Source organism: Mesorhizobium sp. WSM4976 (genome assembly GCF_029625685.1).
Taxonomy (GTDB): Bacteria; Pseudomonadota; Alphaproteobacteria; order Rhizobiales; family Rhizobiaceae; genus Mesorhizobium.
Genome location: NZ_JARTVT010000022.1, coordinates 46,420 through 60,345, shown reverse-complemented (window position 1 = coordinate 60,345; position 13,926 = coordinate 46,420). Strand labels below are relative to the sequence as shown.

General features: G+C 65.1%; 14 protein-coding genes. 10 read left to right on the top strand and 4 right to left on the bottom strand.

The window, feature by feature from the left end; genetic code table 11:
- Positions 1–36 precede the first annotated feature (36 nt).
- From P9272_RS24925 to lpxK, 4 genes are read left to right on the top strand one after another with little or no spacing between them, the layout of a single operon-like run.
- Positions 37–282 (top strand): DUF4170 domain-containing protein, encoded by a 246-nt coding sequence (locus P9272_RS24925; RefSeq protein ID WP_128259438.1) that lies wholly within the window; start codon positions 37–39, stop codon positions 280–282.
- A 5-nt stretch (positions 283–287) separates the two neighbouring features.
- Complete coding sequence (locus tag P9272_RS24920; RefSeq protein WP_128259482.1) at positions 288–1,067, top strand: lysophospholipid acyltransferase family protein; 780 nt, start codon at positions 288–290, stop codon at positions 1,065–1,067.
- Positions 1,064–2,380, top strand: a complete 1,317-nt coding sequence (waaA, locus tag P9272_RS24915; protein WP_278162580.1) for a lipid IV(A) 3-deoxy-D-manno-octulosonic acid transferase — start codon at positions 1,064–1,066, stop codon at positions 2,378–2,380. Before P9272_RS24920 ends, waaA begins: the two co-directional genes overlap by 4 nt.
- Before the next feature lies 1 nt (position 2,381).
- On the top strand, positions 2,382–3,410 hold the full coding sequence (gene lpxK / locus P9272_RS24910; RefSeq protein ID WP_278162579.1) for a tetraacyldisaccharide 4'-kinase: 1,029 nt from the start codon (positions 2,382–2,384) through the stop codon (positions 3,408–3,410).
- A gap of 200 nt (positions 3,411–3,610) precedes the next feature.
- On the opposite strand, the gene P9272_RS24905 is transcribed toward lpxK, so the two are convergent.
- Positions 3,611–3,844, bottom strand: coding sequence for a DUF2093 domain-containing protein (locus tag P9272_RS24905; RefSeq protein WP_040986608.1), 234 nt, complete (start codon positions 3,842–3,844; stop codon positions 3,611–3,613).
- Positions 3,845–3,958: 114 nt separating this feature from the next.
- Between P9272_RS24905 and P9272_RS24900 the strand changes: the two genes are divergently transcribed.
- Positions 3,959–4,561, top strand: a complete 603-nt coding sequence (locus P9272_RS24900) for a hypothetical protein (RefSeq protein WP_278162578.1) — start codon at positions 3,959–3,961, stop codon at positions 4,559–4,561.
- Here the strand turns inward: P9272_RS24900 and P9272_RS24895 are convergent.
- Entirely contained in the window at positions 4,539–5,483 is a 945-nt protein-coding gene (locus P9272_RS24895) for a LysR substrate-binding domain-containing protein (protein ID WP_278162577.1), read from the bottom strand. The genes P9272_RS24900 and P9272_RS24895 overlap by 23 nt on opposite strands.
- A 90-nt stretch (positions 5,484–5,573) precedes the next feature.
- Between P9272_RS24895 and P9272_RS24890 the strand changes: the two genes are divergently transcribed.
- The gene (locus P9272_RS24890; RefSeq protein ID WP_278162575.1) at positions 5,574–6,467 is read left to right on the top strand and encodes a DMT family transporter; all 894 of its coding nucleotides are present in this window, start codon (positions 5,574–5,576) and stop codon (positions 6,465–6,467) included.
- A 21-nt stretch (positions 6,468–6,488) separates the two neighbouring features.
- Here P9272_RS24890 and mutL read toward each other — a convergent pair whose 3' ends face one another.
- Entirely contained in the window at positions 6,489–8,357 is a 1,869-nt protein-coding gene (gene mutL, locus P9272_RS24885) for a DNA mismatch repair endonuclease MutL (protein ID WP_278162574.1), read from the bottom strand.
- A 45-nt stretch (positions 8,358–8,402) separates the two neighbouring features.
- A complete protein-coding gene (locus P9272_RS24880) occupies positions 8,403–9,305 on the bottom strand; it encodes a LysR substrate-binding domain-containing protein (protein WP_278162573.1) in 903 nt (300 codons plus the stop codon).
- A gap of 90 nt (positions 9,306–9,395) precedes the next feature.
- On the opposite strand from P9272_RS24880, the gene P9272_RS24875 reads away from it, so the two are divergent.
- The 4 genes from P9272_RS24875 (at position 9,396) to P9272_RS24860 (ending at position 13,822) form a co-directional block, all read left to right on the top strand.
- Positions 9,396–10,946: a trimethylamine methyltransferase family protein gene (locus tag P9272_RS24875; protein ID WP_128259430.1), complete on the top strand. Its 1,551-nt coding sequence runs from the start codon at positions 9,396–9,398 to the stop codon at positions 10,944–10,946.
- Between the two features lie 59 nt (positions 10,947–11,005).
- Positions 11,006–12,655, top strand: coding sequence for an ABC transporter substrate-binding protein (locus P9272_RS24870; RefSeq protein ID WP_278162572.1), 1,650 nt, complete (start codon positions 11,006–11,008; stop codon positions 12,653–12,655).
- A 92-nt stretch (positions 12,656–12,747) separates the two neighbouring features.
- Positions 12,748–13,221 (top strand): DUF3828 domain-containing protein, encoded by a 474-nt coding sequence (locus tag P9272_RS24865; protein WP_278162571.1) that lies wholly within the window; start codon positions 12,748–12,750, stop codon positions 13,219–13,221.
- Positions 13,222–13,225: 4 nt separating this feature from the next.
- A complete protein-coding gene (locus P9272_RS24860; protein WP_278162570.1) occupies positions 13,226–13,822 on the top strand; it encodes a hypothetical protein in 597 nt (198 codons plus the stop codon).
- The last annotated feature ends 104 nt before the right edge of the window (positions 13,823–13,926 follow it).

Below are 13,926 nucleotides of genomic sequence, written 5' to 3'. Positions count from 1 at the left end.
GACCTGTCGCAGTTCATAGGTACACGAAGGATCGGCATGGCCGTGGAAGACGGAAAGAAGCAGCTTTTGCACCTGGTGTTCGGCGGCGAGCTGAAAAAGCTGGGTGGAACCGAGTTCCGTGATCTCAACGCCCTCGACATCGTCGGCATCTATCCCGACTATCAAAGCGCGCTTGGCGCCTGGAAAGCCAAAGCGCAGGCCAGTGTCGACAATGCCCATATGCGATATTTCGTTGTTCATCTGCACCGTTTGCTCGATCCAGAATCGAAGGTCGGCGGTTGACGTCGATGGAGCATGAGGCGGTGAAAGGGGCGACCGGGCGGCGATCCGTCAGGCGCGGGGGAACACGCACGCTGTGGCGGCGCATCCGCGAGCCGTTGGCGCAGTCGAGTTTCATCAAGAATTTCATCGCCAACCTGTTCGCCTGGTTCGTGCGGCTGATTCGCGTCACCAGCCCGCTGGTCGAAGGATCGACCCAGGTCGCCGGCGGCGCATACGCGCATCTCGAGCCCGGCATCATCGCGCTTTGGCATGGCCAGCATCTTCTGACCCCTGCCTATTACCCCGAGGGCCGACCGCTGGTCGCCATGGTTTCGCGCAGCGCCGATGCCGAGCTCCAGGCGCTGATGATCGAGAAATTCGGCATCGAGGCGGTGCGCGGCTCAGGCGGGCGCGACAGTTCGAGGCATCTCGATAAAGGCGGCGCCAAGGCATTGATTGCGCTCAAGAGATCGCTCGTCGCCGGCAAGAACGTCGCCATGATCGCCGACATCCCGCACGGCACGCCGCGCGACGCCGGCCTCGGCATCGTCCTTCTGGCGAGGCTTTCCGGCCGGCCGATCCTGCCCTCGGCCATCGCCACCAGCCGCCGCAAGGTGCTGGAGAAGAGCTGGGACAAGACCACCATCAACCTGCCTTTCGGCCGCTCCGCGGTTGTCGTGGGGACACCGGTCTTCGTGCCGTCCGATGCCGACGATGCCGAGATGGAGCGCAAGCGCCAGGAAGTCACCGCTTCCCTCAACGCCGCGACGGCCGAGGCTTATCGCCTCGTGGACGGCGCCAAATGAGCGAGCGTTGGGCACGAGCGGCCCTTACGGCCTATCGATACGCGGGGGCGGTCGCCTATCCGCTGATCGGGCCTTATGTCGCCTGGCGCGCTTCGCGCGGCAAGGAGGATCGCGCCCGCCGCCGCGAGCGCTACGGCGTCGCCGGCCGGCCCCGGCCGGAAGGGCCGGTGATCTGGATCCATGCCGCAAGCGTCGGCGAGACGATCGCGGTGGTGCCTTTGGTCGAGAGCATTCTCGACTACGGCGTCAACATCGTCTTGACCACCGGCACCGTGACCTCGGCCAAGGTGGCCGACGAGCGCCTCGGCGACCGCATCATCCACCAATATGTGCCGCTCGATCTGAAACCCGCGGTCAGCCGCTTCCTCGACTACTGGCGGCCGGAACTGGCGATCATCGCCGAATCGGAAATCTGGCCGATGACCATCCTGGAACTCGGCGCCCGCAACGTGCCGCAGGTCCTGGTCAACGGCCGGCTGTCGGATCGTTCCTTTACCTCGTGGAAGAAGCGCGCCAGCGTCGCCGAGGCGCTGTTCGAGAACCTCGCCCATGTCATCGCGCAATCGGATGTCGACGGCGAGCGGTTCCGCGCGCTCGGCGCCCGGCCGGTCACGGTTTCCGGCAACCTGAAGGTCGACACCAACCCGCCGCCGGTCGACGAGCGCGCCCTGGCCACCATGCAGCGCCAGATCGGCGATCGCCCGACCTGGGCCGCGATCTCGACCCATGACGGCGAGGAGGTCGTGGCCGCGGAGGTCCATGCCAGCCTGCACAGGCGCCATCATGGGCTTTTGACAATCATCGTGCCGCGTCATCCCGACCGCGCCGACGCGCTTGTCGCGCAGATTTCCGGCATGGGCCTGACTGTGGCAAGGCGAAGCAAGGGCGACCGCATCTCGCCCGATACCGATATCCTCCTGGGCGACACGATCGGTGAGATGGGGCTTTACCTGAGGTTGACCGAGATTGCTTTCGTCGGCCGCTCGCTGACCTCGGAAGGTGGCCAGAATCCGCTTGAGCCCGCAATGCTCGAAACCGCCGTGCTTGCCGGCCGCAACGTGCAGAATTTCCGCGAGGCCTATCAGCGCCTGCTCGACAGCGGCGGCGCCAAGCTGGTGCGCGATCGCGACATGCTGACCGGCGCGGTCAATTTCCTTTTGACCAACGAAGTGGCGCGCCACGAAATGATAGCGGCGGGTGCCGCCACCGTCGACGAGATGCGCGGCGCGCTTGCCCGCACGCTGAAATCGCTGGAGCCCTACATTCAGCCGCTGGTCGTCAAGGCGCGCCTGAAAGGCGCCAACGGTCGATGAGATGACCAGCGAGGCGCCGCCCTTCTGGTGGGAAAAGCCGGACTGGCGCGTGCTCGCTCTGTCGCCGGTGTCTGCTGCCTACGGCATGGTCGCCGGCCGCCGCATGCGGCACGCCCCGCGCGAGAAGGTAGACGCGCCCGTGCTTTGCGTTGGCAACCTTACCGTCGGCGGTAGCGGGAAGACGCCGATCGCCATTGCCCTGGCCAAACAGGCCAGGCGAATGCAGCTCACGCCCGGCTTCCTGTCGCGCGGCCATGGCGGCTCGTTCGCCAAGCCGCATGTCGTCGATGCGCATCATGACGCCGCCAAGCATGTCGGCGACGAGCCGCTGCTTCTGGCCGAACACGCGCCGGTGGCGGTGACGGCGAACCGCGCCGCCGGCGCGAAACTGCTGATCGAGGGGCATGGCTGCGACTTCCTGATCATGGACGACGGCTTCCAGTCGGCGCGCATCCATATCGACTATGCGCTGGTCGTGGTCGATGCCCGCTTCGGCGTTGGCAACGGCCGCGTCATTCCAGGCGGACCGCTCCGCGCCAAAATCGTCGACCAGCTGGTCTTCACCAGCGGCCTGCTGAAGATGGGCGAGGGGGCCGCCGCCGACGCCGTCGTGCGCCAGGCGGCGCGCGCCGGCCGGCCGATCTTCCTGGCCCATGTCGAGCCGGCGGATCCGTCACGCTTCGCCGGTGGCCGCTTCCTTGCCTTCGCCGGCATCGGCCATCCGGAGAAATTCTTCGACACGGTGCGGGGCGCGGGCGGCGAAGTCGCGCTTTCGCGCGCCTTTCCGGACCATCATTTCTACGCTCAGGACGAGCTTGCCGACCTTCTGGCGCTCGCCCGGCAGGAGGGGCTGCGCCTCGTTACCACGGCGAAGGACGCCGCGCGACTGCGCCACGGCGAAGTGCCCGCCGGTTTCCTCGATCAACTGGACGTGCTCGATATCGAGGCCGTGTTCGAACTTGATCACGTGCCCGAGCGCATCATCGACGAGACCCTCGACGCCTGGCGTCAGCGCAAGATGCGTGGCTGAGTTTTGCGCCGCCCTGGTTGAGCCTTGTCAGCGCTGGCAACGCCTCGCCAGGCGCCTTCGACACCACCCGATCGCGCAGCCGCGCACGGGCCACGAGCGGCAATCGAACCAAGCTCCTCAAGGATTTCTTGAAGCTCTTCAACGGCTGCTCTCGCCGCTGGCGAGACCGGGCGTGAAGGCGGGCCATGGACTCGCATGGCCTATCCCCGCTTGCGCAGTTCCGGGTGCATCTCGATCTCGCGGGCAAGCGAGACCGCCGCGTTCACATAGGGCTCCTGCCGGGCGACGCTCCAATATTTGAGTTCGTCGAGCGGAATGTTCTCGCCCGTCACCGCGCAGCGCACGAAAGAGCCTGGGCTGGTGACCTGGAAGTCGCCGTCGAGATAGCGAATCCGGGCTTCCCTGCCGCCCGGGCCTTCGAAACGGTTCATCATGAAAGGACGCTTGCGTTCATAGGGTTTCAATCGCCACAAATCGCTGGCAACGTCAAGCTTGACGCAATGCTCACGCAGTATGGCTCAGCGTCAAAATGGTTTCCGGAAGCCGGCATGGACATCACCTCCACCCGCTTGAACGCACTGATCGGCGAAGCGCTCACCCCGCAGCCGGTGCCGTCGCCCAAGGCCGATCCGGCGGTGGCGGCTTTGATCAAGACGATGGTCCAGCCGCAGGCGCCCTCGACAGGGCAGGCGGCGCAAATCGCGGCCCAGTCGCTGCAGAGCGCGCAGCCGCGCCCCGCCGCCCAGGTGCCGCAGCGCCTGTGGTCCTCCGAGGTCGAGGATGCTTACCGTGCCGTGATGGAGCCCGATGCCGTTGCCGACGATTCGCCGGCAAGACCCTCGACGGGGAGGACGGCGACGGATACCGATCAGGCCCCGCGCGGCTTCGGCTCACCGCAGGCAGCGGTTACAGACAATATTTCCAGGCCCGGGGTTGCGCCGGCGCCGTCCACTTTTGCGCCGGCCGTCGCTTCCGCCGCGGTGCTGGTGGCGGCCAACGCCAACGCACTTCAGCCGCGCGGCGCCTCCACACGTCCGGCAGGACACGCCCCGCGATCGGAACCCGCTCCGATATCCCTCTGGACGATCTCGGTGGTCACTGCCATCGTCTCGGCGGTGACGGCAACGATCATGGTGCTGCTGCTTCGCTGACATCGTCATGAAGGAAGGCTTCGAGCTTTTCCGGGGCAAGCCCCGCCTGTTCGGCAATGCGCCTGGCTAGGTCTGCCGCGGCGGCGCGCGGCCGGCCGACCGGGCGGTCCATCCAATAGGATACCGGATTGAGCGCGGCGCGCTCGTCGACGGCAACGATACGGCCGGATCCAAGCTGGTCGGCTGTCAGCGGCGGCCGCGCCAGCGCGATGCCCAGCCCATACGCCGCCGCGTCGAGCACCAGATTATAGTCTTCGAAACGCCTATCCTGCGGACGGGGGCGATAGTCTATATCCTGTGCCGCGAACCAGGCGCGCCAGGCGGAAGCATCGGAATCGTGGATCAGCGGGAATTTCAACAGTCGGGCAGGGTCGCCACGCCCGATCTCCTTCGCCAATTCCGGCGAGGCTATCGGGAAAATATGCTCCTCGAAGAGTTGCACCGAGACGCGGCCGGGGATGCGCCCGCGCCCGCAGCGCACGGACAGGTCGATGCCTTCGTCGGCGAGATCGGCCTGGCGGTTGTCGACATCGAGCACGATGCGCAGCCTGGTCGGATGGTTTTCCAGTGCCGCCATGCGCGGCATCAGCCACAGCCCGCTCACCGACGGGATCGAGGCCAGCCGCACCACGGCAGTGCCGCGCGGCTCGACCCAGCGGTCGGAATTGACCGAAATCAGCGCGAAAGCCTCTGTGGTTCGAAGATGCAGGCGATTGCCCTCAATGGTCAGTGTCACGCCGCGCGCATTGCGCTCGAACCCTTTCAGCCCCAGCCAGTCCTCGAGCTTGGCAATTTGGCGACTCACCGCGCCATGGGTGAGGTTGAGTTTCTCCGCCGCCGCAGAAAAACTCCCCGTACGCGCCGCGGCATCGAAGGCCCGCAAGGTTTCCAACGGCAATAGCTGGTCCAAGCTGTGATCCATGCTCACACCTGATCCTCGAATTGCTCGTTTGTCAATTTGCCGGCAATGGCGTTTTCTGCATCCATGGCACAAGAGGACGAGGTCACGGCAATGAGCGCTTACACCGGCACGTTGAATGAGACACAGCGCATGGACGGCACGGCGGTCATCGCCGTCGCGCTGACGGTGCTTGGCTGGGCCTCGGCTTTCCCCGCGATCCGTGCCGGCCTTGCCGCTTTCCAGCCGCTGGAACTCGGCGCGCTGCGCTTTGCCATCGCGGCGGTTCCGGCCGGCATATTTCTCGCGGTGAAGCGCCCGGCGCTGCCCAGGATTGACGAGCTGTGGCGGTTTGCCTTTGGCGGCGCCATCTTCGTCGCGCTCTACACCGCCATGCTCAATTTCGGCGAGCTGACCGTCTCGGCGGGCGCGGCCGGCTTCATCATCAATGTCAGCCCGATCTTCACGGCAATCATGGCCATGGCCCTGCTCGGCGAGCGCTTTTCCGGCATCGCCTGGCTGGGCACCGTCATCTCCTTCGCCGGCATTGGCATCATCGCGGTGGCCGACGGGCACGGCCTGCATTTCAACAACGGCGCGTTGCTGGTGCTGGGCTCCGCGCTCTGTTCTGCCGTCAACACCATCGTGCAAAAGCCGCTCTTCGCCCGCCATCATCCGCTGACGATCTCCGCTTCCAACATGGTGCTCGGCGCGCTTTGCCTGTCGCCGTTCCTGCCGGAAGCCTTTTCGCAGGCGGCTGTCGCCGACACTGCCGGGCTTGGCGCGGTCATCTATCTCGGCATCGTGCCCTCGTTGATCGCCTATGCCGCCTGGGCAACCGCCCTCTCGCGCCTGCCGGCCGCCCGCGCCTCGAACTTCCTCTATCTGGTCTCGCCGACCTCCGCGCTGATCGGTTTCTTCTGGCTGGGCGAAGTGCCGAGCCTGCTCGGTATCCTTGGCGGCGCGCTGGCGCTGGGCGGCGTGATCGTGGTGAATCTGAAGCGATAGATTGGCACCCGGCGCAGTTTCTCACCGCCGCCCGAACAACCTTTCGATATCGGCGAGCTTGAGCTCGATATAGGTCGGGCGGCCGTGGTTGCAGGTGCCGGAGCCGGGCGTCGCTTCCATCTGGCGCAGGAGCGCGTTCATCTCCTCGGCCTTGAGCAGCCGGCCCGAGCGGACGGAACCATGGCAGGCCATGGTCGCGGCGATCTTGTCCAGCCGCTCTTTGAGCGTCTCGACGGTGTCGTTGTCGGCGAGCTCGTCGGCAAGGTCGCGCACCAGTTGCTGCACGTTGGTTTCGCCGAGCATCGACGGCGTCTCGCGCACCGCCACCGCGCCGGGGCCGAAGCGTTCCAGGCCAAGCCCGAATTTCGCAAGCGTCTCGGAGTGCATCGCCAGCCGCTCGGCATCTTCTTCCGGCAGGTCGACGATCTCAGGCAGCAGAAGCATTTGTGAAGGCACGGCGCGCGAATGCAGCGCATTTTTCAGCGCCTCATAGACCAGCCGCTCATGCGCGGCATGCTGGTCCACGATGACGAGCGAATCCCTGGTCTGCGCGACGATATAATTCTCATGCACCTGCGCGCGTGCCGCGCCCAGCACCATGCCGAGCAGCGCTTCGGCCGGTTCGGCCATGCCGGCGCGGGCATCGGCGCTGGCGAGTTGGCCGGTGTTGAAGGCGGCTTGCTCCGTTTCCGCGAAGCCATTGAACCGCGGCCCCGGTTCACCATAGGTCATGTCGAGTGGCCGCTGACCCGAGCGCGACAGGTCGAAACCCGCCGAGGCCCGGTAGGCGGCTTCGTAACTGCGGTGGCCTCCGGCTGGACCCGGATGCGAATAGGGCGCCGCGCCCGGCCTGAAGGCCGCCATCATGCCGGCGGCGCCGGTGGTTGCGGCGCGGATACCGGCGCCGGCCAGCGCCTCGCGTATGGCCCCGACGATCAGGCCCCGCACCAGCCCGGGATCGCGGAACCGCACATCCGCCTTGGCCGGGTGGACATTGACGTCGACGGTCGAAGGATCGAGCGACAGGAAGAGCACGGTGACTGCGTGCCGGTCGCGCGGCAGCACGTCGGCGAAGGCGCCGCGGATCGCGCCGGCGATCAGCTTATCGCGCACCGGCCGTCCGTTGACATAGGCATATTGCTGGAGCGCGTTGGCCCGCGTGTAGGATGGGATCGAGACATGGCCGGCAAGATGCACGCCATCGCGCATGGCATCGATGGCGATGGCATTGTCCGGGAAGTCTTTACCCATCACCTGCGCGACCCGGGCGAGCCGGCCTTCCGGTGTGTCGCTGGTTGCCGGCAGTTCCAAGGTCGATCGATCTGAGCCGGTCAGCGTGAAGCGCACCGCCGGGAAGGCGATCGCGATCCGCTTCACGACGTCGCTGGTGGCCGAACTCTCGGCGCGCTCGCCTTTCATGAATTTGAGCCTGGCCGGCGTGGCGAAGAAGAGGTCGCGCACCTCGATCGTTGTGCCGCGGTTGGCCGCCGCCGGCTTCACCGCCGAGACCCTGCCGCCGTCGATGCCGATCTCTGCCGCGCTGTCGCCGAACGCCGTGCGCGAGCGGATAGACAGCCGTGCCACCGAACCGATCGAGGACAGCGCCTCGCCGCGGAAGCCGAGCGAACGGATATCGTGGATGTCGTCGGAGAGCTTCGAGGTGCAGTGCCGCGCGACCGCCAGAGCGAGTTCCTGTTCGGGAATTCCCGAGCCGTCATCGGTGACGCGGATGAGATTCAGCCCGCCGCCGGCGGTGACGATCTCCACGCGGGACGCACCGGCATCGAGCGCATTCTCGACCAGTTCCTTCACCACGCTCGCCGGACGTTCGATGACCTCGCCGGCGGCGATCTGGTTGATCATCGTTTCGGAAAGCTGACGAATGGGCATCCGGCGATTATAGGCGGATTCGAACGGGGTGGGGGAGGGGTAAGTTCACGCCTGGGCCACCAGCCAGTCCCTTACCCTGCGCGCATTGTCGCTGAGGTCGCGGTTCTTCGGCCAGATCACATGGAAGCCGATGCCGGTCCTCATCACATGATCCGTCACCGGCACCAGCAGTCCTGACGCCACAAGACGCTCGACCAGGTGCCGCCAGCCGAGCGAGATGCCTTGTCCTTCCATCACCGCCTGGATCACCAGCGCATAGTCGTTGATGCGCAGGCCGCGCTCGGCATTGCGCAGGCTGGTTCCGGCCGATGCGAACCATTCGTCCCAGGTCGGCGCCTCGCGATAAGGTTCTTCCAGATGGATCAGCCGGTGCGTCGCCAACTCCTCGACCGTCCGCGGCTTGCCGAATTTGGCGAGATAGCTCGGCCCCGCGACCGGAAAGATCTCTTCGTCGGAGAGCGATAGAGAATGATAGTCCGGCCAGTCGCGCGGCACGCCGCCGCGCACGCCGAGCGGAATCCCCTCGGCGATGATGTCGAGGTCGCGGTCGGCGGTCTGGATGCGCAGGTCGACGCCCGGCAGTTCGTCGCGGAACTGCTGCAGGCGCGGCATCATCCAGAACGAGCCGAAGGCTGTCGAGGCGGCCAAGGTCACATGACCCCCCGTCGCCTGCAGGCGAAGGTCCTCAGCGGACTTGCGGATATGCGAAAGACCGAGCGAAACATCCGCGTGGAAGCGTTCGCCGGCTTCCGTCAGAAGCACCTGCCGGTGGCGGCGCTGGAAGAGCTTTGCGCCAAGCTGCTCCTCCAGCCCGCGCACGGCGTAGGAGACGGCGGCCTGCGTCATGCCGAGCTCGCGTCCGGCGGCGGTGAAGCTGGACAGCCGGCCCGCAGCCTCGAAGACGATGAGGCTGCCAGCGGAGGGCAGGAGATGGCGCAGGTTTCGCATAAGCTGACCTTATACAAGAGATCAGGATTTTCCAGCATCACATCCATATTTCGTCTCGCTAAGTTGGTCGGGCGGGAAGAAGGAGCCTCCATGAACGCACCGGCCGTTGAACTGACCGAACAGACTCACCGCCGCGGCGGTGGTCGCCTTGGCCGGAAGGCATTGAGAAGCGCGCCGATCGCGTCTTTCCCAACCCTTGTGCGGAAGATCCCCGCCTATGAGATCGTGCCCGACGAGGCGGTGGAACTGATCCACGAGGAATCGCTGAAGATTCTCGAGGAAGTGGGCTGCGAATTCCGCGACGACGGCGCGATCGAGCTCTGGAAGGCGGCCGGCGCCGATGTCAGGCAAACGCGCGTCCGCATCGACCGCGCGCTGCTGATGGAGCTGGTCTCGAAGGTTCCGGCGGAATTCACGCTCCATGCGCGCAATCCCGAGCGCACCGTGCGGGTCGGCGGCAAGAATTCGATCTTCGTGCCGATGTATGGCGCGCCCTATGTCCGCGACCTCGACAACAAGCGCCGCTACGGCACGCTCGCCGACCTCAACAATTTCCACAAGATGGCCTACATGGCGCCGGCGCTGCATTCCTCGAGCTCGGTCATCTGCGAGCCGATGGAAATCGCGGTGCCGAAGCGGCACCTCCACATCATCCATTCGGCGCTGAAGCATTCCGACAAGCCCTTCATGGGCATCGTCACGTCCAAGGAGCGCGCCGAGGACACGATGGCGATGGCTGGCATCGTCTTCGGCGAGGAGTTCGTGCGCGACAACCCGGTGCTGGTTGCGATCACCAACTGCAATTCGCCGCTGGTGTGGGATGCCACCATGATCGACGCCATGCGGGTCTATGCGAGCCACAATCAGCCGCTGATCCTGGCGCCTTTCGCGCTGTGCGGCGCCTCGACCTCGGCCTCCGCCGTCGGCGCGGTGGCGCAGGTCAACGCCGAAGCGCTCGCCGGCGTGGCGCTGACCCAGCTCATCCGGCCCGGCTCGCCGCAGCTCTACGGTCAGTTCATGGTGACAGTCGACATGAAGACCGGCGCGCCGATGGGCGGCACGCCCGAGGCGGCACAGATGATGTATCTGATGGGGGCGCTGGCCAGGAAGTACAAGCTGCCATGGCGCACGTCCGGCTTCCATGTCGGCTCGAAGCTCAACGACGCGCAGGCGGGCTATGAGGCGAATATGCTGATGCATGCCGCGATCCTCTCCGGCGCCAACTACATCTGGCATTCGGCCGGTTGGCTGGAGGCGGGACTGACCTGCGGCTATTCGAAATTCGCCACCGACTGCGAGCAACTGGTCGGCTGGTACAAATATGCCGGCGGTGTGTCCTTCGACGATTTCAAGGATGCTATGGCGGCGATCCGCGAGGTCGGCCCGCAGGGTCATTTCCTCGGCACGCAGCACACGCTCGAGCATTTCGAGAGTGCCTTCTTTATGCCCACAATCATGGATTTCAATTCCTTCGAGCAATGGAGCGCCGAGGGCGCCAAGGACCACGATACGCGCGGACTCGAAAAGGCGCGCGCCATGCTGGCCGACTATCAGGAGCCGAAGCTCGATGAGGGCATCGCCGAGGGTCTCAAGGATTTGATCGCGCGGCGTGAGGAAAAACTGCCGGACAGCGTTACTTGATAGACCACAGTTCAAGCAGACGGGCGAAAAGACCCGATCAAACCAATGGGAGAAAGAAAATGACAATCTTCAGAAGCAATGGTGACCGGGTCCCGGCCGCGATCGAGGCGATGGCCGAGGAAGCGCGCGCGGGCCGTGTCGACCGCCGTGAATTCCTGGCGTTGGCCAGCGCCTTCGGCGCATCGACGGCTTTCGCCTATGGCATGCTCGGCCTTGCCGCGCCGACTAGGGCGCTGGCCGACGAGCCGAAGAAGGGCGGAACGCTGCATGTCGCGATGTCGGTCAAGGCGCAGAAGGATCCGCGCACCTATGACTGGACCGAGATGGCGAACGTCACCCGCTGCTGGCTGGAGCCCCTGGTTCGCTACACGCACCAGTTCACCTTTGAGCCCGTGCTGCTCGAAAGCTGGGACGTGAATGACGACGCCACCGAATACACGCTGCATCTGCGCAAGGGCGTCACCTGGAACAATGGCGATGCCTTCAATGCCGACGACGTGGTCGCCAATCTGAACCGCTGGTGCGACAAGGCGGCTTCCGGCAATTCCATGGCCGCCCGTGTCGGCGCGCTGATCGACACCAAGACCGGCAAGGCCAAGGATGGCGCAATCACCAAGGTCGACGACCACACGGTCAAGCTGAAGCTCGTCGAAGCCGACATCGCCATCATCCCGGGCCTCACCGACTATCCGGCGCTGGTCGTGCATCGCGACTTCGACAAGGACGGCGCCGACCCGATCAAGAAGCCGATCGGTACCGGAGCGTTCGAGCTTGTGTCCTATGCGGTCGGGTCGAAGGCGGTCGTCAAGCGTCGCGAGAACGGCAAGTGGTGGGGCGGTGAAGCGCCGCTCGACGGGGTGGAGTTCATCGACTACGGCACCGACTTCAACGCGACGCTGAACGCCTTCGATTCGGGCGAGATCGACCTCGATTTCGAGACGCCGGCCGATTTCATCGACCCGCTGGACAAGATGAATCTGGTGAAATCGGAGGTCGCGACGGCGACAACCCTCGTCGCCCGCACCAACATCACGCATAAGCCGTATGACGACAAACGGGTGCGCAACGCGTTGCAGATGGCGGTCGACAACAACCAGGTCATGCAACTCGGATACAACGGGCGCGGCACGGTCGGCGAGAACCATCACGTCGCCCCGATCCACCCCGAATACTATCCGCTGCCCAAGAAGCAGCGCGACGCCGCCGGCGCCAAGAAGCTGATGGCGGAGGCAGGCCAGGCCGATTTCGAGCATGAGCTGATCACCGTCGAGGACGAATGGCAGAAGAACACCGGCGACGCCATCGCCGGCCAGCTGCGCGACGCCGGCATCAAGGTGAAGCGCACTGTGCTGCCGGGTTCGACCTTCTGGAACGACTGGACGAAATATCCCTATTCCATGACCATCTGGTACATGCGCCCGCTCGGCGTCCAGGTGCTGGCGCTTGGCTACCGCACCGGTGAGGCCTGGAACGAGACGGCCTATTCCAATCCGGAGTTCGACGCCAAGCTCAAGGAGGCGCTGTCGCTCATCGACGTCGCCAAGCGCAAGGAGGTAATGAAGGACGTCGAGACGATCCTGCAGGACTCCGGCGTCATCATTCAGCCCTTCTGGCAGAAGCTTTACTGCCACATGAACAAGAAGGTGAAGAACTATTCGATGCACCAGACCTATGAAATGGACTTCCAGAACGTCTGGCTGGATGCCTGAGCACGCCTGGACTTCATGAGCCGCAAAAAAGGCGATATGCAGGATGCGTGGTGGCAAGCGTGCCGCCACGCACCGAACCCCGGAGATCCTGCATGAAGCTGATAGTGCTTGCCGCTGTCTTCTCGATCGCCTTGCCCGGCGCCGTGCTCGCCGGGCCAGCCTCCAACGCCGTGAAGTTCTTCTACGTGCCTTCGGTGAAGTTCGAGGGAGACGCCAAATTCCGCGACCGCTTCACCGAGCCGGTGACAAAGCTGTTCGAAGCCAACGACAAGGCGCAGAAGGAGAAGCCTGACGAGGTGTCCTGCATCGATTTCGATCCCGGCCTCGACGCTCAGGATTTCGACCAGAAGACCCTGTCGAAGACGCTGAAGCTCACAGAGGCCGTCAATGGCGACACCGCCGAGGTGACGGCTAACTTCAATCTTTTCCCGGAAGGCGATGACTCCAAACGCGAAATGGTGTGGTCGCTGAAGAAAGTGGACGGCAAGTGGAAGATCGCCGACATCAGCTCCAAGACCAGCGACTGGAAGCTCAGCGCGCTGGAATGTGGCGCCTCGACGGAGTGATGCCGTGCTTCGCCGTCTCGTCCTCGCGCTGGCGAGCTTGTCGATGCTGGCCGCGGGGCTGAGCGGCGGCGCCAATGCGCAGGGGCTCTTCGGCTCGCCGCCGCCGAAAGCCTCATCCGGCGACAACACGTCGTCGCCTGCGGTCGACACCTCGCCGCCTGCGGCGACAGCGCCGGACAGCAGCCCGGCCGAACCGGCGCCTGCCGCCCCTGTTCTGGCCGGGTCGCCGACGGCGGTGGTGAAGCCGTTCTACGATCATCTCGGGTTGGAGCTCGATCCGGCGCAGCGCAAGAACTTCACCGATCCGGCGAAAACCGTGCTCGACAAGAGCGATGCGCTGCGCGCCTCGGGCCAGGGCGAATGTCTCGACCCCAACATGGCGCTCGACAATGCCGACTATGACAAGCTCGCCATCGACAAGAGCCTGCGCACCATCGAGGCCGTCAACGGCGACGAGGCCAAGGTGGTCGTCGCCTTCGTCGTCGAGGGCCACCAGCACCGCCTGGAATGGAAGCTGAAGAAGGTCGGTGGCACCTGGAAGGTCTCCGACCTCCTGTCCGTCACCGGCGAATGGGCGCTGAGTCAGTATCAGTGCGAATGAAAGTGACTAAAGATCAGCGTCGGCGATCCTTCGCGCCCCCCTCTGGCCTGCCGGCCATCTCCCCCACTAGGGGGGAGATCAGATGTCACGCCGGCTTTCGCCAG

Bases quoted from the DNA above. Each gene is read 5' to 3' on its own strand.
- P9272_RS24925 (WP_128259438.1), top strand. From the start codon at position 37: ATGGCCGTGGAAGACGGAAAGAAGCAGCTTTTGCACCTGGTGTTCGGC.
- P9272_RS24920 (WP_128259482.1), top strand. From the start codon at position 288: ATGGAGCATGAGGCGGTGAAAGGGGCGACCGGGCGGCGATCCGTCAGG.
- waaA (WP_278162580.1), top strand. From the start codon at position 1,064: ATGAGCGAGCGTTGGGCACGAGCGGCCCTTACGGCCTATCGATACGCG.
- lpxK (WP_278162579.1), top strand. From the start codon at position 2,382: ATGACCAGCGAGGCGCCGCCCTTCTGGTGGGAAAAGCCGGACTGGCGC.
- P9272_RS24905 (WP_040986608.1), bottom strand. From the start codon at position 3,844: ATGATGAACCGTTTCGAAGGCCCGGGCGGCAGGGAAGCCCGGATTCGC.
- P9272_RS24900 (WP_278162578.1), top strand. From the start codon at position 3,959: ATGGACATCACCTCCACCCGCTTGAACGCACTGATCGGCGAAGCGCTC.
- P9272_RS24895 (WP_278162577.1), bottom strand. From the start codon at position 5,483: ATGGATCACAGCTTGGACCAGCTATTGCCGTTGGAAACCTTGCGGGCC.
- P9272_RS24890 (WP_278162575.1), top strand. From the start codon at position 5,574: ATGAGCGCTTACACCGGCACGTTGAATGAGACACAGCGCATGGACGGC.
- mutL (WP_278162574.1), bottom strand. From the start codon at position 8,357: ATGCCCATTCGTCAGCTTTCCGAAACGATGATCAACCAGATCGCCGCC.
- P9272_RS24880 (WP_278162573.1), bottom strand. From the start codon at position 9,305: ATGCGAAACCTGCGCCATCTCCTGCCCTCCGCTGGCAGCCTCATCGTC.
- P9272_RS24875 (WP_128259430.1), top strand. From the start codon at position 9,396: ATGAACGCACCGGCCGTTGAACTGACCGAACAGACTCACCGCCGCGGC.
- P9272_RS24870 (WP_278162572.1), top strand. From the start codon at position 11,006: ATGACAATCTTCAGAAGCAATGGTGACCGGGTCCCGGCCGCGATCGAG.
- P9272_RS24865 (WP_278162571.1), top strand. From the start codon at position 12,748: ATGAAGCTGATAGTGCTTGCCGCTGTCTTCTCGATCGCCTTGCCCGGC.